The 22469-nt window shown below is 63.5% G+C and carries 22 protein-coding genes and 1 pseudogene; 8 read left to right on the top strand and 15 right to left on the bottom strand.

The window, feature by feature from the left end; genetic code table 11:
- Nucleotides 1–190: 190 nt before the first annotated feature.
- The 3 genes from ASD44_RS15335 to ASD44_RS15345 are packed head-to-tail and all read left to right on the top strand — an operon-like array spanning nt 191 to nt 3850.
- Nucleotides 191–1666 carry a di-heme oxidoredictase family protein gene (locus ASD44_RS15335; RefSeq protein WP_244478842.1) on the top strand — a complete coding sequence of 492 codons (1476 nt, stop codon included), beginning with the start codon at nt 191–193 and terminating at the stop codon, nt 1664–1666.
- Nucleotides 1667–1710: 44 nt separating this feature from the next.
- A complete protein-coding gene (locus ASD44_RS15340) occupies nt 1711–2745 on the top strand; it encodes an imelysin family protein (protein ID WP_244478843.1) in 1035 nt (344 codons plus the stop codon).
- 7 nt (nt 2746–2752) lie between these two features.
- Complete coding sequence (locus ASD44_RS15345) at nt 2753–3850, top strand: DUF1513 domain-containing protein (protein ID WP_056113790.1); 1098 nt, start codon at nt 2753–2755, stop codon at nt 3848–3850.
- A 9-nt stretch (nt 3851–3859) separates the two neighbouring features.
- Here the strand turns inward: ASD44_RS15345 and iolB are convergent, their stop codons facing one another.
- From iolB to ASD44_RS15375, 6 genes are all read right to left on the bottom strand, one after another.
- On the bottom strand, nt 3860–4672 hold the full coding sequence (iolB, locus tag ASD44_RS15350) for a 5-deoxy-glucuronate isomerase (RefSeq protein WP_056113793.1): 813 nt from the start codon (nt 4670–4672) through the stop codon (nt 3860–3862).
- Between the two features lie 13 nt (nt 4673–4685).
- Nucleotides 4686–4943: a hypothetical protein gene (locus ASD44_RS15355; RefSeq protein ID WP_056113796.1), complete on the bottom strand. Its 258-nt coding sequence runs from the start codon at nt 4941–4943 to the stop codon at nt 4686–4688.
- A gap of 38 nt (nt 4944–4981) precedes the next feature.
- A complete protein-coding gene (iolE, locus tag ASD44_RS15360) occupies nt 4982–5899 on the bottom strand; it encodes a myo-inosose-2 dehydratase (RefSeq protein ID WP_056113800.1) in 918 nt (305 codons plus the stop codon).
- 4 nt (nt 5900–5903) lie between these two features.
- The gene (gene iolD, locus ASD44_RS15365; RefSeq protein ID WP_056113803.1) at nt 5904–7754 is read right to left on the bottom strand and encodes a 3D-(3,5/4)-trihydroxycyclohexane-1,2-dione acylhydrolase (decyclizing); all 1851 of its coding nucleotides are present in this window, start codon (nt 7752–7754) and stop codon (nt 5904–5906) included.
- Nucleotides 7755–7776: 22 nt separating this feature from the next.
- Nucleotides 7777–9708 carry a 5-dehydro-2-deoxygluconokinase gene (gene iolC / locus ASD44_RS15370; RefSeq protein ID WP_056116310.1) on the bottom strand — a complete coding sequence of 644 codons (1932 nt, stop codon included), beginning with the start codon at nt 9706–9708 and terminating at the stop codon, nt 7777–7779.
- Nucleotides 9709–9819: 111 nt separating this feature from the next.
- Nucleotides 9820–10650: a MurR/RpiR family transcriptional regulator gene (locus ASD44_RS15375; protein WP_056113805.1), complete on the bottom strand. Its 831-nt coding sequence runs from the start codon at nt 10648–10650 to the stop codon at nt 9820–9822.
- A gap of 131 nt (nt 10651–10781) precedes the next feature.
- Between ASD44_RS15375 and ASD44_RS15380 the strand changes: the two genes are divergently transcribed.
- On the top strand, nt 10782–11894 hold the full coding sequence (locus ASD44_RS15380; protein WP_056113809.1) for a Gfo/Idh/MocA family oxidoreductase: 1113 nt from the start codon (nt 10782–10784) through the stop codon (nt 11892–11894).
- A gap of 54 nt (nt 11895–11948) precedes the next feature.
- On the opposite strand, the gene ASD44_RS15385 is transcribed toward ASD44_RS15380, so the two are convergent.
- The 9 genes from ASD44_RS15385 to hslV form a co-directional block, all read right to left on the bottom strand.
- Nucleotides 11949–13040 carry a 3-deoxy-7-phosphoheptulonate synthase gene (locus tag ASD44_RS15385; protein WP_056113812.1) on the bottom strand — a complete coding sequence of 364 codons (1092 nt, stop codon included), beginning with the start codon at nt 13038–13040 and terminating at the stop codon, nt 11949–11951.
- Between the two features lie 206 nt (nt 13041–13246).
- Nucleotides 13247–14041 carry an SDR family oxidoreductase gene (locus ASD44_RS15390; RefSeq protein WP_056113815.1) on the bottom strand — a complete coding sequence of 265 codons (795 nt, stop codon included), beginning with the start codon at nt 14039–14041 and terminating at the stop codon, nt 13247–13249.
- A gap of 32 nt (nt 14042–14073) precedes the next feature.
- Nucleotides 14074–15069, bottom strand: a complete 996-nt coding sequence (gene iolG / locus ASD44_RS15395) for an inositol 2-dehydrogenase (RefSeq protein ID WP_056113818.1) — start codon at nt 15067–15069, stop codon at nt 14074–14076.
- Between the two features lie 179 nt (nt 15070–15248).
- Complete coding sequence (locus ASD44_RS15400; protein WP_200946472.1) at nt 15249–16175, bottom strand: DUF1402 family protein; 927 nt, start codon at nt 16173–16175, stop codon at nt 15249–15251.
- A gap of 200 nt (nt 16176–16375) precedes the next feature.
- Nucleotides 16376–17686, bottom strand: coding sequence for an ATP-dependent protease ATPase subunit HslU (hslU, locus tag ASD44_RS15405; RefSeq protein ID WP_056113821.1), 1311 nt, complete (start codon nt 17684–17686; stop codon nt 16376–16378).
- A gap of 10 nt (nt 17687–17696) precedes the next feature.
- Complete coding sequence (locus ASD44_RS15410; RefSeq protein ID WP_244478783.1) at nt 17697–18863, bottom strand: hypothetical protein; 1167 nt, start codon at nt 18861–18863, stop codon at nt 17697–17699.
- Nucleotides 18860–19456: a DUF2585 domain-containing protein gene (locus ASD44_RS15415; protein ID WP_056113824.1), complete on the bottom strand. Its 597-nt coding sequence runs from the start codon at nt 19454–19456 to the stop codon at nt 18860–18862. The genes ASD44_RS15410 and ASD44_RS15415 overlap by 4 nt, the downstream gene beginning before the upstream one ends.
- Before the next feature lie 27 nt (nt 19457–19483).
- A complete protein-coding gene (locus ASD44_RS15420; protein ID WP_056113827.1) occupies nt 19484–19987 on the bottom strand; it encodes a GNAT family N-acetyltransferase in 504 nt (167 codons plus the stop codon).
- On the bottom strand, nt 19977–20528 hold the full coding sequence (hslV, locus tag ASD44_RS15425) for an ATP-dependent protease subunit HslV (protein ID WP_056113830.1): 552 nt from the start codon (nt 20526–20528) through the stop codon (nt 19977–19979). The genes ASD44_RS15420 and hslV overlap by 11 nt, the downstream gene beginning before the upstream one ends.
- Before the next feature lie 219 nt (nt 20529–20747).
- Here hslV and hisB point away from each other — a divergent pair, with 219 nt between their 5' ends.
- From hisB to ASD44_RS18800, 4 genes and pseudogenes are all read left to right on the top strand, one after another.
- Nucleotides 20748–21347, top strand: coding sequence for an imidazoleglycerol-phosphate dehydratase HisB (gene hisB, locus ASD44_RS15430; RefSeq protein ID WP_056113834.1), 600 nt, complete (start codon nt 20748–20750; stop codon nt 21345–21347).
- 3 nt (nt 21348–21350) lie between these two features.
- On the top strand, nt 21351–21830 hold the full coding sequence (locus ASD44_RS15435; RefSeq protein WP_056113837.1) for a DUF2628 domain-containing protein: 480 nt from the start codon (nt 21351–21353) through the stop codon (nt 21828–21830).
- On the top strand, nt 21830–22224 hold a 395-nt coding region (hisH, locus tag ASD44_RS18795; protein WP_244480489.1), incomplete at its 3' end, for an imidazole glycerol phosphate synthase subunit HisH. The genes ASD44_RS15435 and hisH, both read left to right, overlap by 1 nt.
- 1 nt (nt 22225) lies before the next feature.
- Nucleotides 22226–22465 (top strand): annotated as a pseudogene (locus ASD44_RS18800) (imidazole glycerol phosphate synthase subunit HisH); the annotation flags it as partial.
- Nucleotides 22466–22469: the final 4 nt, after the last annotated feature.

Consider the following 22469-nt stretch of genomic DNA (forward strand, 5'->3'; position numbering starts at 1 on the left):
TTCCTTCTCGCCGTTCACGGCGCGAAGGTTTCGCGACGAGACGGATGAGGGGCAGCGTTACCCTCTGGAAGGTTCGCGCCGCCCCTCATCTGCCTGCCGGCATCTTCTCCCCGTGAACGGGGAGAAGCACGCGCTCGGCCCCCTCGCTGTCTTCACCGCCGTTGCTCTGGTCGCGGCGTGGCCGACGGCGATATTTGCCGGCGATATCGTCTCCCCGAACCTCTCCACCGTCCGCACCGATCTTTCCGCGAAAGACCTCGCCCGCGTCGAGGCGATCACCAGGCCGACGGCGGATTTCTCGAGGCCCGAGCAGTTCGAGCTGATGCAGGGCGGCGCCGGCACGTCGCGCAAGCGGGTCAACGCCGATTCCTTCTCGCAATCCTCCGCCAACATCACGTTCGAGGAGGAGGGCGCCTTCAAGCTCGGCAATGCCCTGTTCCGCAAGAACTGGGTGTCGTCGCCGTCCTCGACGCAGGCATCCGACGGCCTTGGCCCGCTGTTCAACGCCCGCGCCTGCCAGAGCTGCCATCTCAAGGATGGTCGCGGCCATCCGCCCGAAGGCAATCCGGACGCCACCTCGATGTTCCTGCGGCTGGCGCGCGAGGCATCGACCGACGAGGAAAAGGTGGCGCGCGCCGAAGGCCGGGTGCTGAATTTCCCCGACACGACCTATGGCGCGCAACTGCAGGACCTTGCCGTTCCCAGCCTCAAGGGTGAGGGCCGCATGCGGGTCACCTACGCGGAAACGCCGGTAACGCTCGGCGATGGCGCCGTGGTTTCCCTGCGCAAGCCGTCTTATCGAGTCGAGGACCTCGCCTACGGTCCGCTCGATCCCACGACGACGCTGTCGCCGCGCATCTCACCGCCGATGATCGGTCTCGGTCTGGTCGAACAGATCGCGCCTGCCGATGTCCTCGCCCACGCCGATCCGTATGACCGCGATGGCGACGGTATTTCCGGCAAGCCGAACATGGTGCCCGACGAGCTGACCGGCAAGCACACGCTCGGCATCTTCGGCTGGAAGGCGCAGACACCGTCCATCCGCCAGCAATCGGCCGACGCCTTCGCTGGCGACATCGGCATTTCGACGCCGGAAGTACCGCATCATTGGGGCGATTGCACCAAGGCCGAGGCCGATTGCCTCGCCCTGCCGAACGGCGTGCAGGAACGGCTGGGACCGGTCGAGGCCCCGCCGCCGGTCATGGATCTCGTCACCTTCTACTCGCAGAATCTTGCCGTGCCCGCCCGCCGCGACATCGGCAGGAAGGATGTCCTGGCCGGCAAGCAGGCGTTCTACGGGATGGGCTGCATCTCCTGCCACACGCCCAAATTCGTCACCCGCCGCGATACGCCCAACAAGGCGCAGTCGTTCCAGCTCATCTGGCCGTATTCGGATTTCCTCCTGCACGGCATGGGTGAGGGACTTGCGGACGGACAGGCCGTTGGGGAGGCCACGGGGAACGAATGGCGCACGCCGCCGCTCTGGGGCATCGGCCTGACGAAACGGGTCAACGGGCATACGTTTTTCCTCCATGACGGACGTGCGCGTAGTCTGACGGAAGCCATTCTGTGGCACGGCGGCGAGGCGCAAAAGGCGCGTGACCGTTTCGCCGCCGCCGATGCCGAAACACGCGCGGCGTTGATCAAGTTTCTGGAGTCGCTGTGATGCTGCAACGCCTTGCTTTTGCCGGCGGCGTGTTGGCCGTTTTGATGGGATGCGGGTCGCCCGCCGCTGCCGCCGACGCATCGGCGATCGTTCGGCAGGCGGTCGACGGTTTTGTTCGCCCGGCTTACGCCGAGTTGGCCGTTAAGGCCGGCGACGCGGAAAAGGGCATCGAAGCCCTTTGCGGCGCACCGAGCCAGCAGGCCTTGAACATGGCCCGGGCGGAGTTCGCCGGCCTGATCGACGCCTGGTCCTCGGTCGAGATCATCCGCTTCGGTCCGATCACCGAGGACAATAGGCTGGAGCGGATGCTCTATTGGCCGGACCGCAAGAGCATCGGCCTGAAGCAGGTGCAGGCGGCGCTGGCGCGCAAGGACCAGACCGCTGCCGACTCGAAAACCTTGGCGGGCAAGAGCGTCGCCATGCAGGGGCTCGGCGCACTGGAATTCGTCCTTTACGGCACTGGCGCCGAAGCGCTGGCTGGCAAAGATGATCCCTACCGTTGCGCCTACGCCGCCGCCATTGCCGGCAACATCGAGGCGATTTCCGCTTCGGTCACTGAGGCGTGGGCCAAGCCTGACGGCTTTGCGGCGTTGTGGGCCAATCCGGGCCCAGACAATCCGGTCTATCGCAACGGCGCTGAAGCCATCACGGAACTCGTCGGCGTCTTCATCAACGGGCTCGAACTGGTGCGCGACCAGCGCCTGAAAAGCTTTCTCGGCGCAGACCCCGATGCCGACAAGCCGAAAAGCGCGGTGTTCTGGCGTTCCGGTCTCACCGGCGCGGCCCTGGGCGCCAATCTCGATGGCATGGACCGGCTTTTCCGGGCGTCGCATATCGCCGATGCGCTGAATCCCGATTCGCGCTGGATCGCCGAGTCGATCCATATCCAGCTTGCCAATGGCGCGGCCGACGGCAGGGCGGCTTCGGGACCGATTGACGAAGTGCTGGCCCATCCCGCCAGGCGGGCAAAACTCGACCATTTCGCGCTGGTCACCAGCAGCCTGTCGACTCTTTTTGGCGTGAGGCTGTCGGGTGAGTTCGGCCTGAGCGCCGGCTTCTCGTCGCTGGACGGGGATTGAGGACGCCATGCGCACCCCGCTGATTGACCGCCGCGATTTCCTCAAGGCCGCCGGTTCGGGCTTCATCGCCGCCATGGCCCCGTCCGCCTGGGCGGCGACACTGAATGCGGATGCCATCTTCGCCACCGCCTTCATGCGCCGTGACGGCAGCTACGGCGCGGCTGTCCTTTCGGAAGCGGGCAAGGTGCTCCATACGGTAAACCTGCCCGACCGGGGGCACGATGTCACTTTCGACCCGGTCTCGAAGCGTTCCGTGGTGTTTGCGCGGCAGCCGGGCACATTCGCCGTGGTGTTCGATCACACTGGCCGACAGAAGCCGCAGACTATCGCCAGCATCGCCGGCCGCCACTTCTTCGGCCACGGCGTTTTTTCCAAGGACGGCAAGCTGCTCTACGCCACGGAAAACGATTTCGAGAACGCCGCCGGCATGGTCGGCGTCTACGATGCCGGCCACGGGTTCCGGCGCATCGGCGAGTTCCCCACCTACGGCGTCGGCCCGCACGAGCTTCTGCTGCTCGGCGACGGCACGACGCTGGCGATAGCCAATGGCGGCATCGAGACCCATCCGGATTTCGACCGCGCCGAACTCAATCTGGCGACGATGAAGCCGTCCTACGTGCTGGTCGACCGCCTGACCGGCGACCTGATCGAGAAGCATGAGCTTGCGCCCGACCTGCACAAGCTATCGATCCGCCATATGGCCACGGACGAGTCAGGGGCGGTGTGGTTCGGCTGCCAGCATCGCGGGCCGGTCACCGAGCGGCCTTTGCTGGTCGGCCGCGCCGAACGCGGCAGGGAACTGAAACTCATCGACATGCCCGAAAAGGTGCTGAACGGCTTCCGGAATTACATTGGCTCGGTCGCCGCCAATCCGCAGGCGGGAACTGTCGCCGTGTCGTCGCCGCAGGGAAATGTTTTCGTCGTGATGGATGCAAAGACCGGCGGCATCATCGCATCGAACGACATGGTCGAGGTCTGCGGCCTTGCGCCCGACGGCCCGGATTTCATTGTATCCACCGGTATGGGCGTTATCGCTGAGCCGGGCGGGCGGTCCGTTTCCGAACCGGACTATGTCTGGGACAACCACATGCTGCGGATAGGCTAGTCAGCAGGCCTATGCCTTCATCAGCCACTCGTGCTCCGGCGCGTTGTGGAATTTCCACGTCCGCTTCGGTCCGGCCATGACGTTAAGGTAATAGAGGTCGTAGCCGTGGCAGGCCGCGCAGGGATGATAACCCTTCGGCACCAGCACGACGTCGCCGTCCTCCACCGCCATGACCTCATCAAGATCACGCACGCCATTCGCGTCGGCGTCGGTATAGACGCGCTGGAAGGCAAAACCCTGCGGCGGGTTGATGCGGTGATAGTAGGTTTCCTCGAGATAGGATTCGGCCGGCAGATTGTCCCGATCATGCTTGTGTGGCGGATAGCTCGATGTGTGGCCGCCGGGCGTAATCACCTCGACCACCAGCAGCGAATCCGCCGGCTCGCCTTCCGGCAGGATATTGGTGACATAGCGTGTGTTGGTCCCCCTGCCGCGCGTTTCCTGACCGAGCGCATCCGGCCTGATCACCCGCACAGGCAGCCCGCCGCCGAGGCCGGGCGCGGTGCAGACGGCCAGTTCGACGTCCGTGGTCGCGGTCACCAACCAGCTGGAATTCTGCGGCACATAGACCGACCATGGCTTGCCCTCGAACGGCGACATGCGCTCGCCAAGCTCGCCCAGATCCTCACCGCCGGCCGTCGTCTTGCCCTTGCCCGTAACGAAAACCAGACAGGCCTCGCGGGAACCGGTGTCCATGGAAACCGTCTGTCCGGCCGCCAGGCGGTGCAGGTCGAACCCGACATAGGTCCAGCCGGCGTTTTGCGGCGTCACATGCGCGACACGGCCTTCGCCTTGTTGCGCCTTTACGAGCAGTTTCGACATGATGTCCTTCCGATCAGTCCTTGGCGCCCGGGTCGGTGTTTTCCGCCGCGCTTGCCTGCGTCGTGCCTACCTCCGGGGTGGATGCCTCCGGCGCAGGCTTGTAGGCATAGAGATACTGCCAAGCGGCATAGACGCCGAGCGCCGCCACCATAGTTCCCCAGTTCGGCGAACCGGCGTAAAATTCAATCCCTGCCCAGATGAAGCACACCGCGACTAGCGCGACGCGCCGCCACAGGGGCCGCAGGAATGGATGCTGGCTGCCGTTCGACATTGTCTCGTCCTCTCGCGGATACGGTCCCTGCACGAAACCTAGCGTGCCGGAAAGCCCTGCGTCTCCACAGTGTAGCCCGCCGCCGTCATCACCCGCATCAATTCCTTGTGGCCGACCTCGGCCATCTTGAGCGGCGGATTCTTCTTCGGGTCCTGCTCGGCTTCGACCACGAACCAGCCTTCATAGCCATAATGGGCGAATTTCTGCACGATAGCCGCGAAATCCAGCGAGCCGTCGCCAGGAACCGTAAAGGCGCCGAGCGCCACGGCGTCGAGGAAGGATTGCTTCTCCCAATCGAGCGCCGCGATCACCGGCTTGCGGATATCCTTTACATGCACATGGTTGATGCGCGCATGATGCCTGTCGATGACGCCGAGCACATCGCCGCCGGCGAAGGCCAGGTGACCGGCGTCGAGCAGCAGCGGAATGCCTTGGCCCGAATGCTTCATGAACGCGTCGAGTTCGTGCTCGAACTGCACCACTGCCGCCATGTGGTGATGGTAGGACAGCGGCATGCCCTGGTCGGAGCACCATTCGCCAAATTCAGTGACCTTGCGCGCATAAGCCTTCATCTCGTCGTCGGAGAGGACCGCCTTCGTTGCCAGCGGCCTGGAGCGATCACCCTGGATTGAGCGCCCCACCTCGCCATAGACGATGCACGGAGCATCCACCGCCTTGAACAGCTCGATCATCGGCTGGATGCGGTCCTTGTTGACGGCCAACTCCTCATTGACGAGGGTGCCGGAGAACCAGCCGCCGCACAGCGTCACATCCGCTTGTCTGAGAATGGGCAGCATGGTCTCGGGGTCGTCGGGAAAGCGCCGGCCCTTTTCCATGCCGGTGAAGCCGGCCGAGCGCGACTGCCGCAGGCATTCCTCGAGCGACACGTCGTCGGAGAGTTCGACAAGATCGTCATTCCACCATGCGATCGGGGACATCCCCAGTTTGGCTTTCAAGATATCAGTCCCCTACGCTCTGCGTCCGCCGCTTCTGCTCATAAGCCTTGCGCGCGGCGTTGACTTGCGCGCGTGCGCTCACCTCCGGCACCGCCACGTCCCACCAATGACCGCCGGCCTCGGTCGAAACCAGCGGGTCGGTGTCGATGACGATGACTGTCGTGCGCTCGTTCGTCTTCGCTGCCGCCAACTCCGTTTCCAGTTCCGGAATCGAAGAGACCTTCTTCGCAATCGCACCGAGGCTCGCCGCATGCGCGGCGAAGTCGATATCCGGAAGGACCTCGTGCCGCGAGTCCTTCAGGAGATTGTTGAAGTTGGCACCGCCGGTGGCCATCTGCAGCCGGTTGATGCAGCCGAAGCCGCGATTGTCGAGCAGCACGATGGTGAGCTTCAGGCCCAGCATCACGGAGGTGGCGATCTCGGAATTGAGCATGAGGTAGGAGCCGTCGCCGATCATCACGACGACTTCCTGGTCGGGCTTCGCCATTTTTGCCCCAAGCCCGCCGGCGATCTCGTAGCCCATGGTCGAGAAGCCGTATTCGGCATGGTAGGAGCCGGGCGCGCCGGCCTGCCATAGCTTGTGCATTTCGCCCGGCAGGCCGCCCGCTGCGTGCAGCACGGTTGCGCCAGATCCCATGACGCGCTGGACAGCGCCGATTACCTGCGCGTCGGAGGGGAACGCCGCATTGGTCGTGGCCGTAACCGTCGCCGCTTCTTCCTGCCACGCCGTCTTGCCGGCGCGGGCATTGTCCGTCCACGCGGATGGCGCTTTCCAGCCCTTCAGCGCTTCGGTGAGTTCGGCAAGTCCCTCCCGCGCATCGGCCACCAGCGGCAGGGCGCGATGCTTGCCGGCGTCGAGAGCCTGCACGTTGAGCGCGACAATCCTTTTCCCGGCATTCTTGAACAGCGCCCAGGAACCGGTGGTGAAATCCTGCAGCCGGGTGCCGATTGCAAGCACCACATCGGCCTCCTCGGCCAGCCGGTTGGCGGCGGAGGTGCCGGTGACGCCAACCGCCGCCATGTTGAGGTCATGTGTATCCGGCAGAGCGGATTTTCCACCCTGAGTCTCGCACGCCGGGATGCCGGTTGCCTTGGCGAAACGGTCGAGTTCCTCCGAAGCCTGGGAATAGAGCACGCCACCGCCGGCAATGATCAGCGGTTTCTTGGCTGCCTTCAATGCCGCCACCGCTGCTGCAAGTTCATGGCGGTCCGGGCGGGGCCGTCGCGGCGTCCAGATGCGCTCTTCGAAAAAGTTTGTCGGATAATCATAGGCTTCGGCCTGCACGTCCTGGCAGAGCGACAGCGTTACCGGTCCGCATTCGGCCGGGTCGGTCAGCACTTGCAGGGCCCGATTGAGGGTCGGAATGATCTGCTCGGGCCGGGTGATGCGGTCGAAATAGCGCGACACCGGCCGGAAGCAGTCATTGACCGTTGCCGTGCCATCGGAAAAGTCCTCGGCCTGCTGCAGCACCGGGTCCGGGATGCGGTTGGCGAAGACATCGCCGGGCAGGAACAGCACCGGCAGCCGGTTGACATGGGCAAGTGCTGCCGCCGTCACCATGTTGACCGCGCCGGGGCCGATGGAACTGGTCGCGGCCATGAAACGGCGGCGGAAATTCGCCTTGCCATAGGCGATCGCCGCGTGCGCCATCGCCTGCTCGTTATGGGCGCGATAGGTCGGCAGGTCTTCGCGCACGCCATAGAGCGCCTCGCCGATGCCGGCGACATTGCCGTGGCCGAAGATCGCCCAGACGCCACCGAAAATCGGTAGCCTTTCGCCATTGATCACTGTCATCTGGCGCGTCAGAAAACGGGTCAGCGCCTGCGCCATTGTCAGGCGGATGGTTTTGGTCATGGTCGCTTCTCCTCCGCCAGCCTTATGCCGCCTTGGGGTTGCGCGCGGCAAGCCAGGCCTTGGTCAATTTCTCGAAACGGCCTGCCATGTCCGCAATGGCCTGCTCGTCATCCATCGTCCCGGCCAGCCACTGCTCGGCGGCGTCGGCGAACAGGGTGCGGCCGACAGCGAAACCCTTGACGATGCCGACATCGGCGGTCGCGGCGAAAGCCGCTTCCAGCTCTTTCTGCGGTGCCTCCAGCCCGAGAAGCACCACGCCGCGACACAGCGGATCGTGATTGGCGATGGTGGCTTCGATGTTCTTCCATGCGGCACGTGATGCCTGCGGCTCAAGCTTCCACCAGTCGGGCTTGATGCCGAGTTCATAAAGCTCGTCCAGCGTCCGCGAAATCGTGTCGGCCTCCAGCGTCCCATGCTTGCCGGCGATGATCTCGACCAGCAACTCCCGGCCGACCTTGCGTGACGCCTGGAACAGGGCGAGCAGTTTCTGCTGCTGTTCTTCCTTCAACGCCGCCGGATCGTCGGGATGGTAGAAGCACAGGCACTTTATGCAGTGCGTCACCGGCCAGTCGACGAGCTGCGAGCCGATATCCTGGCCGAACTCGAACCGCAGCGGCCGCGAGCCCGGAAGCTCGACCGGGCGGCCGAGCCAGGCAAACGGATGCCGGGCGAACTCGAACATCGCCTCGCGGCCATATTTCTCGTCGAGCAGCATGCCGTAGCCGTCGCGGCCATCGGCCACCTTTGTTGCCGCCTTCACCGCCAGTACCTTGAAGGCGTTGAGACGTGCCGGGTCTGCCCCGGCCTTGTCGGCGATGGCTTCGAGTTGCGACCGATGGTCGATGGCAAATGTCATCATCGACGGAATATCGCGCCGCCGCGTCGTCGCCCAATGGATATGATTGATCTCCGCGTCCTTGCGCAGGGCATGATGGCGGCTGCCATGCTTGAGAAAATAGGTGAGCTCCTCGAAGGTCGGATATTCCGGAGCGCAGAGCAGCCGCGATACGGCGAAGGCGCCGCAGGCATTGGCCCAGGTCGCCGCGGTTTCCAGGCTTTCGCCGCCCAGCCAGCCACGCAAAAATCCCGACATGAAGGCGTCCCCGGCGCCCAGCACATTGAAGACCTCGATGGCGAAACCCTTGCCGACGATGCCGGCTTCGAGGTCATCGCTGATAGGACCGTCATAGACGATGCAACCCTGGGCGCCGCGCTTCAGCACGATGGTTGCAACCGACAATTTTCGGATGGTCTTCAGCGCCGCCAGCAGGTCGCTTTCGCCCGAGGCGATCAGCACCTCCTCCTCGGTCCCGACGATCAGGTCGCAGTCGGGAAGCACGGTCTTCATCTCGGCAGAGACGCGATCGGATTTAACATAACGCCCGAAGCCTTCCGCGTGTCCGGCGAGGCCCCAAAGATTGGGCCGGTAGTCAATGTCGAACACGACCTTGCCGCCCTTCGCCTTCATGATACGAATGGCCTTGCGTTGGGCCGCAGCGCTGTTTTCGCGCGAGAAATGCGTTCCGGTCACCACGACGGCGCGGGCGGTGGCGACGAATGCCTCGTCGACATCGTCCGGCGCCAGCGCCATGTCGGCGCAGTCGGTCCGGTAGAAGATCATGGGCGAGACGCCCTCGTCCTCGACCGAAAGCAGCACCAGCGCCGTCAACCGCTCGGGGTCAGTCTTCAGCGCCGCGACCGACACACCCTCGCGCACCAGTTGCTCGCGGATGAAGCGGCCCATCTGCTCGTCGCCGACACGCGTCAGCAGGGCCGAGCGCAGGCCGAGCCGCGCCGTGCCGACGGCGATATTGGCTGGGCAGCCGCCAACCGACTTGGCGAAGGAGGCGATGTCTTCCAGCCGCGAGCCGATCTGCTGGCCGTAGAGGTCGACCGAGGCGCGGCCGATGGTGATGACATCCAGCGACGCCCTGGCGTCCACCGCTTCGATCATCATGTCCTCCCACAGGCTGCTGGCGCGGCGCGGACCCGCCGCGCGAATATGCAATACGAAATATTAATTCCATCCGTCAGTCAATGTGGAATATACATTCCTAAGTTGGATCTAGCCGGAGACACGCCGATGTTCTGCAACGCTGACCGCCAAGGCCATGGCCAGCGCGATGGTGGCGGACAGGGAGCGGAAACCAGCGAAATCCGCTTCGGCGACCTCGAACCAGACGGTGGCGAACTGGGCGAGCGGCGAGAAGGACGAATCGGTGATCGCCACCAGCGGCACGCCTCGTTCGGAAATCGCGCGCGCCTCCTCGATGGTCGCCGGCGCGTAGGGCGAAAAGCTGATCGCGAGCGCCGCGTCGCCGGGTTTGGCGAAGCCGATCATCTCGGCGTTGAGGCCGCTCGCGGATTCGACAAGTTGGCAGCGGATCTCAAGCTTGCTCAGCGCATAGGCGAGGTAGCTGGCCACGGGGTAGGAGCGCCGGCGCGCCAGGATATAGATGGTCTCGGCTTTGGCCAGCAGCTTGACCGCGCGGTCCAGATGCTCCTCGTCGACCGCGCGCGCAATGTCGTTGAGCGACGTTGTCGCCGCGGCGACGAAGCCCTCGAAAATGCCGCGATGGCCGGTGCCGGAATCCGCCTCGGCGCGCAGGGCGTTCAATCGTTCCTCATAGGAGGAATTACGCTCCCGCAACCGCTCCCGGAACACCGATTGCAGGCTGGTGAAGCCATCGAAGCCGAATTGCTGGGCAAAGCGGATCAGCGTCGAAGGCTGCACGCCCGCCGACGTCGCGATGCTGGCGGCGGTTCCGAAGGCGACGTCGTCCGGATTGTCCAGCGCATAGGCGGCGATCTGCGCGATGCGCTTGGGCAGGTTCTGCCGCCGCTCGAGGATGGCCGAACGCAGTGTCTCGAAGTCGCGGGGCAGCCGGTCGTCCATCGTGCGTCCTGTCATTGCTGTGCGGGCACAATAGCCGGACCGTGCCGCGTCGTCATGGCGAATGATTCATCCATTCCATTTTCATGAATAACGGACTACGTCATCCACAAAGTTCTGGGAGGAAAGCAGGCATGGTAGGCGTCGGTCTGATCGGCACGGGGTTCATGGGCAAATGCCACGCCATTGCCTGGAACGCGGTGAGCGCGGTTTTTCCGCAGGCTGACAGACCGAGGCTGGTTCATCTTGGCGAGGCGAATGCGGAACTGGCCAGCCGTAAGGGTGTCGAATTCGGCTTTGAAAAGGCATCCGGGGATTGGCGTTCGGTCGTAAACGATCCTGAGGTCGACGTCGTTTCGATCACCACGCCGAACCAGTTTCACCCCGAGATGGCGATCGCCGCGCTGGCGGCGGGCAAACATGTCTGGTGCGAGAAGCCGATGGCGCCGGCCTTTGCCGACGCGCAAGCCATGACGGAAGCCGCCAGACGATCCGGCAGGATCGCCGCCCTCGGCTATAACTACATACAGAGCCCGGCGATCCGCCATATCGGAACGCTGCTGGCGGAAGGCGTGATCGGCGACCTCAATCATCTGCGCATCGAGATGGACGAGGACTTCATGGCCGATCCGGACGCGCTCTTCGGCTGGAAGCACGAGAAAAGCTCGGGCTATGGCGCGCTGGATGATTTCGCCGTGCATCCGCTGTCGCTGGTCGCGGTCCTGTTCGGACGGGTGAGCCGCGTGATCTGCGACATGGCCAGGCCCTATGCTGAGCGCCGCACGGCCGGCGGCAACAGTCGCGCTGTCGAAACGCATGACATCGCCAGCGTGCTGATGCGGCTGGAAAACGGCATGTCGGGCACGCTGCAGGTCAACCGCTCGGCCTGGGGACGCAAGGGGCGCATCGCCGTCCAGATATTCGGCTCGAAAGGCTCGATCCTGTTCGACCAGGAACGTTTCAACGAATTCCAACTCTACGTCACCTCGGACCGCCCGGCCGAGCAGGGCTACCGCACGATTCTCGTTGGCCCTCAGCACACACCCTACGGCGACTTCGTTCCGGCTCCCGGCCATGGTCTGGGGTTCAACGACCTCAAGATCGTCGAATGTCGGGAACTCCTGGCCGCGATCAGGGGTGATCGCGACACCCGTTTGATCGATTTCGACGACGGGCTGGAGATCGAGCGCACCGTTCACGCCATGGCCCGTTCGTTCGAGCAGGAACGTTGGGTGGACGTGCGCTGAGATATCGGCTGGGGGAACGGTAACGCCGCTCCCCAGCTTCGTCGCTCCTTGCCTTCAGGCTACCCCGGAACGCTTGGCGACTACGGCGTCCCGTGACGCCCGACGCTTTCCGACCGCGTCGGCCAGCCCGCGCAGCACCGTCTCCGTCGTCTCCCAGTCGATGCATCCGTCGGTGATGCTCTGCCCATAGACCAGTGGCTTGCCGGGAACGACATCCTGCCGGCCGGCAACCAGATTGCTTTCGACCATGACGCCGATGATGCGGTCGTCACCGGCGGCGACCTGGCCGGCCACATCGGCGGCGACCGTGGGCTGGTTCTCCGGCTTCTTCAAGCTGTTGGCATGGCTGACGTCGATCATCAGGCGCGGCACGATGCCGACGCGGAGAAGTTCGGCGCAGGCCGCATCGACGCTCGCCGCGTCATAATTGGGCGTCAGGCCGCCGCGCAGGATGACATGGCAGTCCTCATTGCCGGTGGTTGTCGCGATGGCGCTGCGTCCGGCCTTCGTCACCGCCATGAAATGGTGCGGCTGCGCGGCCGATTTCACCGCGTCGGCGGCGATGCGCAGATTGCCATCGGTGCCGTTCTTGAAGCCGACCGGACAGGACAGGCCGGACGCCAGTTCGCGGTGGATCTGGCTTTCGGTCGTGCGCGCTCCGATGGCGCCCCAGGATACAAGGTCGGCGATGTATTGCGGCGTTGTCATGTCGAGGAATTCGGTCGCCGCCGGCAGGCCGAGATTGTTGACGGCGGCCAGCACATTGCGCGCCAGCCTCAATCCCTTGTCGATGTTGAAGCTGCCGTTGAGGTCGGGATCGTTGATCAGGCCCTTCCAGCCGACCGTCGTACGCGGCTTTTCGAAATAGACGCGCATGACGATCTCGAGCCGGTCCGAAAGAACTTCGCGCAGCGCCGCCAGACGGCTGGCATAGTCCACGGCCGCGGCCGGGTCGTGGATCGAACAGGGCCCGACAACGACGATCAGCCGATCGTCGACGCCGGTCAGCACGGCATGAATGGCGTTGCGCGACGCCGTGACGGTGCGCGTCGCCGTCAGCGTGCGCGGGATTTCCTGCATCACCTGATCAGGTGTGCTCAGTTCCTTGAGTTGGGTGACCCGAAGGTCGTCTGTGGTGGTCAACACGGCTTTCTGCTCCAGATTTGGAGACCTGCCGGCTGAAACAAAAAAGCCGCCAGGTCTGGCGGCTGTTCGGATATTGATGCTGCAATCTTTAGATCGAGCGCAATCCTCCCGCCGCCAGCGAGTAGCTAAAATACCAAAACGAGGCGGTCAGGTTGATCATGCAGGCCTAATAGCCGAAGCTTGGGCGTTTGTCACGCACGATGTCGTTACTCGCCGATGATGCCCGCCACATGCTGGTCGTAGTCGATCAGCGCACCGGTCATGATGCCGGACTGCGGCGACAGCATATAGGTGATCAGCCCGGCCAGCTCATGCGTCTTGGCAAGCTGGCCCATCGGCGCGGCGGCCTCGGCCTTTTGCAACCAGTCCGCGCCCGCGCCATGGAATTTGGCCTGCGTCTGCGCTTCGCCGGGCGTGTCCATCCAGCCCGGCAGCACGCCGTTGCAACGGATGCGGTTGCGGCGGTAGGCGTTGGCGACATTCTTGGTCAGGGTCGCCAGTGCACCCTTGCTGGCCGAATAGGACGACAGGAAGGACTGGCCGCCATGGACGTTGACCGACAGCACGTTGACGATCGACCCCGGCTGCTTCGTTTCCAGCAGGTGCTTCACCAGCCCCTGCATCAAAAAGAACGGTCCGCGCACATTGGTGTCGAACATGTCGTCGAACATTTGCGGCGTGGTCTCCACCAGCGAACCGCGCGCGGCCGACGCGGCTGCGTTCACCAGCGCGTTGAGGCTGCCAAAACGGCTGATGCCGGTCTCGACGGCCTTCAGGCATTCATTCGGGTCGGCAAGATCGGCGGCGATGAAAATCGCCTCGGCGCCAAGCTTCTCCAGTTCGGCGACGGCGACACGGCCTTTTTCCTCGGAGCGTCCGAGCAGAACCAGCGACCGGCAGCCCTCGTCGATCAGCTGGCGCGCAACGGCAAGGCCGACGCCCTGCGCGCCGCCGGTGATCAGTGCTTTGGTCTTGGCGTTGCGCGTCGTCATCTCGGACATGGTGACCTCCGGTCAGGTTTCGAAGCCAGGACCTAGGCCTGGATGCGGATGGTCTTGCCTTGCTTCGCCGACTTCAATGCGGCGTCGGCGAGTTTCAGCGCCGCCAGCCCGTCGGCGCCGCTCGGCGAGGCCTTGCCCTTGCGGCTCATCGTGTCGATGAAGGCGGCGATCTCGTTGGCATAGGCATCGATGTAGCGCGTCATGAAGAAGTCGTGCAGCGGCGGGCGGGTGTAGCCCTTGTCGTTGGCGATTTCGATTGAAACCGGCCGCTGGTTCTCGGCAGCCACCATGCCCTTCGAACCATGCACCTCGATACGCTGGTCGTAGCCATAGGTGGCGCGGCGCGAGTTGGAGATGACGCATTGCTTGCCCGACGCGGTTTCGAGGATGACGCTGACCGAATCGTAGTCGCCGGCTTCGCCGATCTTCTTGTCGACCAGCACCGAGGCGTGTGCCGAGACAGACACCGGCTCTTCGCCCAGCAGAAAACGCGCCATGTCGAAATCGTGGATGGTCATGTCGCGGAAGATACCGCCCGAACGCTTGATGTAATCGACCGGCGGCGCGCCGGGATCGCGCGAGGTGATCGTTACCATCTCGACCTTGCCGATGGCGCCGTCATCGATGGTCTTCTTGACCGCCATGAAATGCGGGTCGAAGCGGCGATTGAAACCCACCATCAGCGCCGCTCTGGTCTTCTCCACCACGGCCAGGCACTTCTCCACGCGCTTGACGTCGAGGTCGACGGGTTTCTCGCAGAAGATCGCTTTGCCGGCCTTGGCGAAGCGCTCGATCAGGTCGGCATGCGTGTCGGTCGGCGTGCAGATGACCACGGCGTCGATGTCGTCGGCCTTTTCGATGGCTTCGATCGTACGCACCTCGGCCCCGTATAGGGAGGATATTTCCCTGGCCGCCTTTTCGAAAGCGTCCGCTACCGCGACCAGCCGCGCATTGGGGTTGGCGCCGACGGCGCGGGCATGCACCTTGCCGATGCGGCCTGCGCCAAGCAGGCCAAAACGAACCGTCATGAGATTCTCCTCCCGGAGCCGCGAGGAGGCAGCATCCGCATTTCAGAATATGGAAACCAAACTTCAGCTTGGATGAAACATTTATTCCAAACAGGAAATCGACGTCAAGCTAGTGCTGAAGGTGTTTTTGGCCCGTTCAGATGTAGCCAAAGTTGGTGTTCCGGCAATAGCGTCAATCGTTAGAAAAGCGCCTGAAGCTCGGGCAGCTTGTCGTTGACCAGCCAGCCGTAGTAATTTTCCTCGGGCATTTTCGCCGGCTCTCCGGCCGCAATTCGGCGGTCGTTCTCCGCCTTCAGTGCGTAGGCGCGCTGTTCGGGATTGCCGACATTGTAAAGCGTGGCGGTAATGCCCGGGTTCTTCGAAATGTCGTAGCCGGCGATCTGGCGATAGGCATCAATGGATGTCTTCAGCGTCGCTGCCACGTAGTTCAGCGTCAGGTCCGGGTCCATGATGGTCTTGTAGACCTCGTTCGGATCGCTGGCGTCCAGTTTCGGCAGTCCCGAAACGCGGTTGACGAGGTCGCTCATCTGCAGCGCGGTGAGCGGGTTGAGCTGTCCAAGTCCAAAGGTCTGGCCGGCATAATATGGCTGGAAGAACACGGCGCCGAAGCGGTTGTCGGGAAAGCCTTCGCCACCCACCGTCTTGCCCCGGAAGGAACGGTTCCACACCTGCTCGCGGCAGGCCCAGAGGTCATAGCTGCCGCTCTGGCCGGCGCAGCGGGAAAACTGCGGCCGTCGCACGAAGTCGGTGATGTCCTCGCCTTCGTAGGAAAAGGTCAGCTTGCGCGACAAATAGGAGATCGCCTTGACGTAGTAGGTCTGCAGCCGGTCGTAGGCGTCGACATTGTAGGTGTGCTCGCCGACGATGGCGCCGACGATATGCATCGGATCGATGCCGTAGCGGGAGGCCGCTTCGCGAATCTTCGAACGAAGCCCGCCATCGTTCTGCAGCAGCGCATAGACCTTGCGATACTTCGCCTGGAAGGTCGTGTTGGTGGCCTGCGTGCGCCGGCTCGATGCGCCGGGGATCGGCGGCTGTTCGGCATTCCGGTTGCCGGGCGGCACAAGGGTCGCCGCGGTCGCCGGCAACGCTGCCGCGATCAACATCAAGCCGAGAAAAAGGAAGATCAGTTTTTTCACGCGCCGCCGCCCGAGCCTGTTGCCGCGCAAACTAGGGTGAGCACCCGCAGGAGTCGAGAGCTTGATGGCCGGGCGCAATGAAAGCGGCCGAAGCTGCTTCCATTTCGCCACACTTCCGGTGGACGGCGCGATATTCACCTCGACGGCCTCCCGGATTAAAGCGGTGATTAAAGAATAAACCGCGACAAGTCCGTGTTCCGGGACAAATCGCCGACATGCTTCTCGACATAGGCGGCGTCGATCGTCACGGCAGTGCCGTTGCGGTCCGGCGCATCGTAGGAAATGTCGTCCAGCACCCGCTCCATCACCGTTTGCAGCCGCCGCGCGCCGATATTCTCCACGCTGGAATTGAGGTCGACGGCGATGCCCGCGAGCGAATCGATGGCGTCCGGCGTGAAGTCGAGCGTCACGCCTTCCGTGCCCATCAGCGCGATATACTGCTTGATCAGGCTGGCTTCGGTCTCGGTCAGGATGCGGACGAAATCCTCCTTCTCCAGCGCACGCAACTCGACCCGGATCGGCAGACGGCCTTGAAGTTCAGGCAGAAGGTCCGATGGCTTCGACACATGGAAGGCGCCTGACGCGATGAACAGGATATGGTCCGTCTTGATCGGCCCGTACTTCGTCGCCACCGTCGTGCCTTCGACCAGCGGCAGCAGGTCGCGCTGCACGCCTTCGCGCGACGGACCACCGGAAATGTCGGAGCGGGCGGCAATCTTGTCGATTTCGTCGAGAAAGACGATGCCGTCATTTTCTGCAGATTCCAGCGCCCTGCGGATCACCTCGTCCTGGTCGAGCAACTTGTCGGATTCATCCGAAATCAGCAGCTCGTAGGATTCCTTGACCGTGGTCTTGCGCGTCTTGGTGCGCTTGCCGCCCATGGCTTTCTGCATCATGTCGGACAGGTTGATCATGCCGACGCTGCCGCCCGGCATGCCGGGAATGTCGAAGCCGGGCATGCCGCCATTGCCGGTATCGGCGACCTCGATCTCGATCTCCTTGTCGTCCATTTCGCCGTCGCGCAACTTCTTCTTGAAGCTGTCGCGGGTGGCGGGCGACGCCGTCTTGCCGACCAGCGCTTCCAGGACGCGTTCCTCGGCATTGATGTGGGCGCGCGCCTTGACGTCCTCGCGCATCTTTTCGCGCACCAGGCCGATGGCGGTTTCGACGAGGTCGCGGATGATCTGCTCGACATCGCGGCCGACATAGCCGACCTCGGTGAACTTGGTCGCCTCGACCTTGATGAACGGCGCGCCCGCCAGCTTGGCGAGCCGGCGTGAAATCTCGGTCTTGCCGACGCCGGTCGGACCGATCATCAGGATGTTCTTCGGCATCACCTCTTCGCGCATCTGGCCTTCCAACTGCTGGCGCCGCCAGCGGTTGCGCAGGGCGATGGCCACGGCGCGCTTGGCGTCCTTCTGGCCGATGATGAAACGGTCGAGCTCGGAAACGATCTCGCGCGGGGAGAAATTGCTCATGGAGAATACACTACGCTTTTCTGATGGGGGGTAGTCTGTCGAGCACGGATGTGGGGAGCGTGGGGCGGATGATCAAGCGCCGGATATGCTGCCAGCCGGCGCCGAAACAAATGATCAATGCGCCGACCACCAAAAGAATCAGGGCAAAGGGCGGTATGCCGGTGGTGTTGGCTGCTGAATTGACCAGATAGTAGATGCCGAGCGAACCGAAATAGGCGAGCGTCGGCACCAGCAGCGAACGCCTATCGATCGCAAGCGCGACATAGACGAAGCCGATTATCAGGATGGCCAGCATGACCGTGGCGCTGGCATCGGGTTCGATACGGCCCATTACCACATCCTGTCCCGTGGCCATGATAAACAGCGGATGCACCAGCATTGGTGCAGACACGACATGCAGCCAGAATGCGCAGTCGGACCAGATCTTGCGGCGCTCCCGGTCATGCACATCGAGCGCGACGGCGGTGCCAAATACGATCAGTCCGCAGACCAGCGGCATATAGAGCGCGGCGCGCAGCAATTGCGGCATGTCTTCCAGGCTTGGCGGGGCAACTGTGCCGGCGGCCACGCCGTCATAAAGCAGGAGTGCCGTTTGCAGAAAAGCCAGAAGCGTCGCAGCGATCGCGAAGACGCCAGCGAGAATGGGGACCTTGAAGCGCCAGAAATATAGAGCGACGGCGGCCATGACGCCGCCGAGGAAGAGATAGCCGGCGGTCGAGAGCTGCTGGCGCAAGGCCAGCAGCTGCCATATCGAAGCCGGCTTCTGGATCGGATAGCGCGCGAGGATTTCAAGCGCGAGCGCGAGAGCGAAAGCCGCGACGAAGAACAGGCTGAGCACCGTAAACGACAGTTTCATGCGGTGCTGACGCGTGACGACTTCGGCGACGCCCCAGGAAAAGATTGCGATCAGCCCGGCAATTGCCATCCGCTGGCCAGGCAGCAGCGTGTTGAGGATAAAGTAGAAGCCGACCGTCAGCAGGATTGTGCCGACGGTGACGAAAAGATCGTTGCCGCCCCCGATCAGGCGAAGATTTTCTTCGTCGCCTTCTGAGACGTCCGCCAGCAGTCCGGCATGTTCGAGGTCCTGAAGCTGCTCGCGCTGCCGACGCGTGATCACGCCGTTGGCGACAGCACTATCCAGTGTCCGCGGGCTGACCACGACAGGCTCCAGCTTCATTGGATCACGCTTTGCCAGGTTTTTACGGCCTCCAGCGGATAGACCAGCATCAGGACGTTCAGCGTGAGATTGTCGCGGATCATGTAGCCGGTGCCAAGCTCGAAAAGGATGGCGATGGTCACCGTCAGCCAGATCGGGAAGATGCGGGCCAGGATGAAGCCCAGCACCATCGCCAGCGTGTCCGACACCGAATTGATGATCGAATCGCCATAGTAGTCGAGCGAGATGGTGGCGGCGCGGTAGCGTTCGATGATGATCGGGCTGTTCTCGAGGAGTTCCCAGCCGCCTTCCATGACCAGCGCCAGGGCAAGCCTCAGCCACACGGATGCGCGGGGAAACAGAAGGTGGGTCAGGCCGTAGAACAGGAAGCCGTGGATGATGTGCGAAGGCGTGTACCAGTCGGAAATGTGTTGGGAGTTTTCCGAACTGACGACAACGCCGTGCCACAGCTTCACATAACCGCATTCGCAGATCGGGATGCGTCCCACGGCGTAGAGGATGATCGCCTGAGCCGCGACGAGGCCAATGGCGATGACGAGGCCCACCTGCCAGGAAATGTCCCAACGAGCTCGGTCCCGCCCGGCTGTCGTCATGTCCGCTCTCCTGCAGCCATATGGAAATCACGCATCTGGATTGTCCATAGCCATCATCAGCGCCGGCCCATAGATGGACGTCCGTGTGTCGAAGGCTCGAAAGCCGGCCTTCTCATAGGCGCGGATAGCCCTGCCGTTGGCAGGATCCGGATCGATGATAACGCGGGGCGTACCCTCTGTGAAAAGCTGCCCGACGAACTGCCGCAGGATTGCCGACCCATGGCCGATGCCGACCAGCTCCGGCACGCCGATGGTCAGATCGACGCCAAGCGTGCCGAAGGGCTGGTCCGCATAGGGATGGTCGTCCTCCATATGCGGATCGTAGCTCTGCAGATAGGCGATGGGTTTCCCGTTCAGCTCGACGATCAACGGCTCAACCGAAACGCTGTCGATGTGTTCTCGAATGGCGGCGATCTCGGTCTCGGGATCGCCCCACCATTCGGCCACATGCGGCTCCGCCAGCCAGCCGGCGATCGTCGGCAGGTCTTTTTCCGTCACCGCCCGGAATTGATAAGCCGGTTCAGGCGGCATCGAGCGTTTCGATGACGAAGCTGTTGTTGGTGTAGACGCAGATGTCGGAAGCGATCTGCATCGCCTTGCGGGCGATTTCCTCGGCGTCCTTGTCGGTGTCCATCAATGCACGCGCCGCGGCCAGCGCATAATTGCCGCCCGAGCCGATGGCCATGACGCCATGCTCCGGTTCCAGCACGTCGCCGGTGCCGGTCAGCGCCAGCGAAACATCCTTGTCGGCCACCAGCATCATCGCTTCCAACCGGCGCAGATAGCGGTCGGTTCGCCAGTCCTTGGCGAGTTCGACGCAGGCGCGTGTCAACTGGTCGGGATATTGCTCGAGCTTGGCTTCCAGCCGCTCCAGCAGCGTGAAGGCGTCGGCTGTTGCCCCGGCGAAGCCGGCGATGACGCTGCCGCCCTTGCCGATGCGGCGCACTTTCCTGGCGTTGCCCTTCATGATGGTCTGGCCGAGGCTCACCTGGCCATCGCCGGCAATGACCACCTTGCCGCCCTTGCGCACCGTGACGATGGTCGTCGCGTGCATGGTCAATTCATTAGACATGTCTTGCTCCGATTGCGCGCAGTCCCGATCAGGCGACGAGCGCGGTACGAGTTGATGCGGCCTTATGTATGCAGCCGGCGGGCGTTTGCCAACGGCTTGTCCGGCAAGCCTCCTGCGCGTTTTGGCAACTGGCAATTGGCCGATCATGCTGCTAGAAGGCTTTCGTTTTCAAGCACCTGACAGGCGATCCTGGAAGGCAAATGGCACAAGGATGAGGCAATGAGCCCGCGTTCCGCCGAAGTGAGCCGCAAGACCAAGGAAACCGACATCGCCGTGTCGCTGCACGTCGACGGCGCCGGCAAGTCGGAGATGGCGACAGGCGTCGGCTTCTTCGACCATATGCTGGACCAGCTTGCGCGCCATTCGCTGATGGACATCGCCGTCAAGGCGAAGGGCGACCTGCACATCGACGATCACCACACGGTCGAGGATACCGGCATTGCCATCGGCCAGGCGCTCTCCAGAGCGCTGGGCGAGCGTCGCGGCATCATGCGCTACGCCTCGATCGATCTCGCCATGGACGAGACGCTGACGCGCGCCGCGGTGGATGTTTCCGGCCGCCCGTTTCTTGTCTGGAACGTCGCCTTCTCGTCGCCGAAGATCGGAACTTTCGACACCGAATTGGTGCGCGAATTCTTCCAGGCGTTGTCGCAACATGCCGGAATCACCCTGCATGTCACCAACCACTATGGCGCCAACAACCACCACATCGCCGAGACCTGCTTCAAGGCGGTGGCACGGGTGCTGCGCGCCGCGTTGGAAAGCGATCCGCGCCAGCCGGACGCGGTGCCCTCCACCAAAGGATCGCTGAAAGGGTAGGCCATGGCTGTCTATGTCGTCATGGAGCCGCCGGGCGAAGCCGGACAGGCGGAGCGTGCCAGACTGATCCGCGACGGGTTTGCCTGGGTGGCATTCCTTGTGCCGCCGCTCTGGCTGCTGTGGCATCGGCTGTGGATCGAGGCCCTGCTCGCCTTCGTCGCGCTTGCCTTGTCGTCGGTGCTGGGCGAACTGGCGGGTTTCGGCCTCGCCGGCTGGTCGCTGATGCTGCTGGTCTCCGTCTATGCCGGTTTGGAGGGACAGGCGTTGCGCGTCCATGCCTTGCGCCGCCGCGGCTGGAGGGAGTGGGGCGTGGTTTCAGCGGACCGGTTCGACGACGCCGAGGCGCGCTATGCCTATGGCGGCGAGGAAGAGATCTTGGACCAGTCTGCCCCTTCGCCGGTCATTGTTCCCGACGCATCGCGGGCGCGGCCGGCGCAGACCGGCGTTGCCCTCGGTCTCGCTCACACGCCGGGACGGCCATGATGCGTGTCGCCATCATCGACTACGGCTCGGGCAATCTGCGCTCGGCAACCAAGGCCTTCGAGCGCGCCGCGCGGGAAGCCGGCATCGCCGCCGAGATCGAACTGACCGCCGACGCCGAGCGCGTCCGTGGCGCCGATCGTATCGTGCTGCCCGGAGTCGGCGCCTATGCCGACTGCGCCGCCGGTCTGCGCGCCGTCGAGGGCATGTGGGAAGCGGTGGAGGAGGCCGCAGTGCAACGCGCCCGGCCATTTCTCGGCATCTGTGTCGGTATGCAGCTCATGTCGCAGCGCGGCCTTGAAAAGACGGTCACCGAAGGCTTCGGCTGGATCGCCGGCGACGTCAAGGAGATCAGGCCCGCCGATCCGGCGCTGAAGATACCGCAGATCGGCTGGGANCGCGACCACCCGCTGTTCGCCGGCATTCCGACCGGTCCATCGGGTCTGCACGCCTATTTCGTCCATTCCTACCATCTCGACGCGCAAAAGCCGGACGAGGTTCTTGCCGTCACCGACTATGGCGGGCCGGTGACGGCCGCCGTCGCGCGTGACAATCTTGCCGGGACGCAGTTCCATCCGGAAAAGAGCCAGGCGCTGGGCCTCGCCCTGATCGGCAATTTTTTGAGGTGGAGGCCTTAGAAGG

This window comes from Mesorhizobium sp. Root554, from assembly GCF_001427025.1.
GTDB lineage: Bacteria > Pseudomonadota > Alphaproteobacteria > Rhizobiales > Rhizobiaceae > Mesorhizobium.

Bases quoted from the DNA above. Each gene is read 5' to 3' on its own strand.
- iolD (WP_056113803.1), bottom strand. From the start codon at position 7,754: ATGACCAAAACCATCCGCCTGACAATGGCGCAGGCGCTGACCCGTTTT.
- ASD44_RS15435 (WP_056113837.1), top strand. From the start codon at position 21,351: ATGGCTGTCTATGTCGTCATGGAGCCGCCGGGCGAAGCCGGACAGGCG.
- ASD44_RS15410 (WP_244478783.1), bottom strand. From the start codon at position 18,863: ATGAAGCTGGAGCCTGTCGTGGTCAGCCCGCGGACACTGGATAGTGCT.
- ASD44_RS15390 (WP_056113815.1), bottom strand. From the start codon at position 14,041: ATGTCCGAGATGACGACGCGCAACGCCAAGACCAAAGCACTGATCACC.
- ASD44_RS15415 (WP_056113824.1), bottom strand. From the start codon at position 19,456: ATGACGACAGCCGGGCGGGACCGAGCTCGTTGGGACATTTCCTGGCAG.
- iolG (WP_056113818.1), bottom strand. From the start codon at position 15,069: ATGACGGTTCGTTTTGGCCTGCTTGGCGCAGGCCGCATCGGCAAGGTG.
- ASD44_RS15420 (WP_056113827.1), bottom strand. From the start codon at position 19,987: ATGCCGCCTGAACCGGCTTATCAATTCCGGGCGGTGACGGAAAAAGAC.
- iolB (WP_056113793.1), bottom strand. From the start codon at position 4,672: ATGTCGAAACTGCTCGTAAAGGCGCAACAAGGCGAAGGCCGTGTCGCG.
- hslU (WP_056113821.1), bottom strand. From the start codon at position 17,686: ATGAGCAATTTCTCCCCGCGCGAGATCGTTTCCGAGCTCGACCGTTTC.
- iolC (WP_056116310.1), bottom strand. From the start codon at position 9,708: ATGATCGAAGCGGTGGACGCCAGGGCGTCGCTGGATGTCATCACCATC.
- hslV (WP_056113830.1), bottom strand. From the start codon at position 20,528: ATGTCTAATGAATTGACCATGCACGCGACGACCATCGTCACGGTGCGC.
- hisB (WP_056113834.1), top strand. From the start codon at position 20,748: ATGAGCCCGCGTTCCGCCGAAGTGAGCCGCAAGACCAAGGAAACCGAC.
- ASD44_RS15355 (WP_056113796.1), bottom strand. From the start codon at position 4,943: ATGTCGAACGGCAGCCAGCATCCATTCCTGCGGCCCCTGTGGCGGCGC.
- ASD44_RS15375 (WP_056113805.1), bottom strand. From the start codon at position 10,650: ATGGACGACCGGCTGCCCCGCGACTTCGAGACACTGCGTTCGGCCATC.
- ASD44_RS15340 (WP_244478843.1), top strand. From the start codon at position 1,711: ATGGGATGCGGGTCGCCCGCCGCTGCCGCCGACGCATCGGCGATCGTT.
- ASD44_RS15380 (WP_056113809.1), top strand. From the start codon at position 10,782: ATGGTAGGCGTCGGTCTGATCGGCACGGGGTTCATGGGCAAATGCCAC.
- ASD44_RS15400 (WP_200946472.1), bottom strand. From the start codon at position 16,175: ATGTTGATCGCGGCAGCGTTGCCGGCGACCGCGGCGACCCTTGTGCCG.
- ASD44_RS15345 (WP_056113790.1), top strand. From the start codon at position 2,753: ATGCGCACCCCGCTGATTGACCGCCGCGATTTCCTCAAGGCCGCCGGT.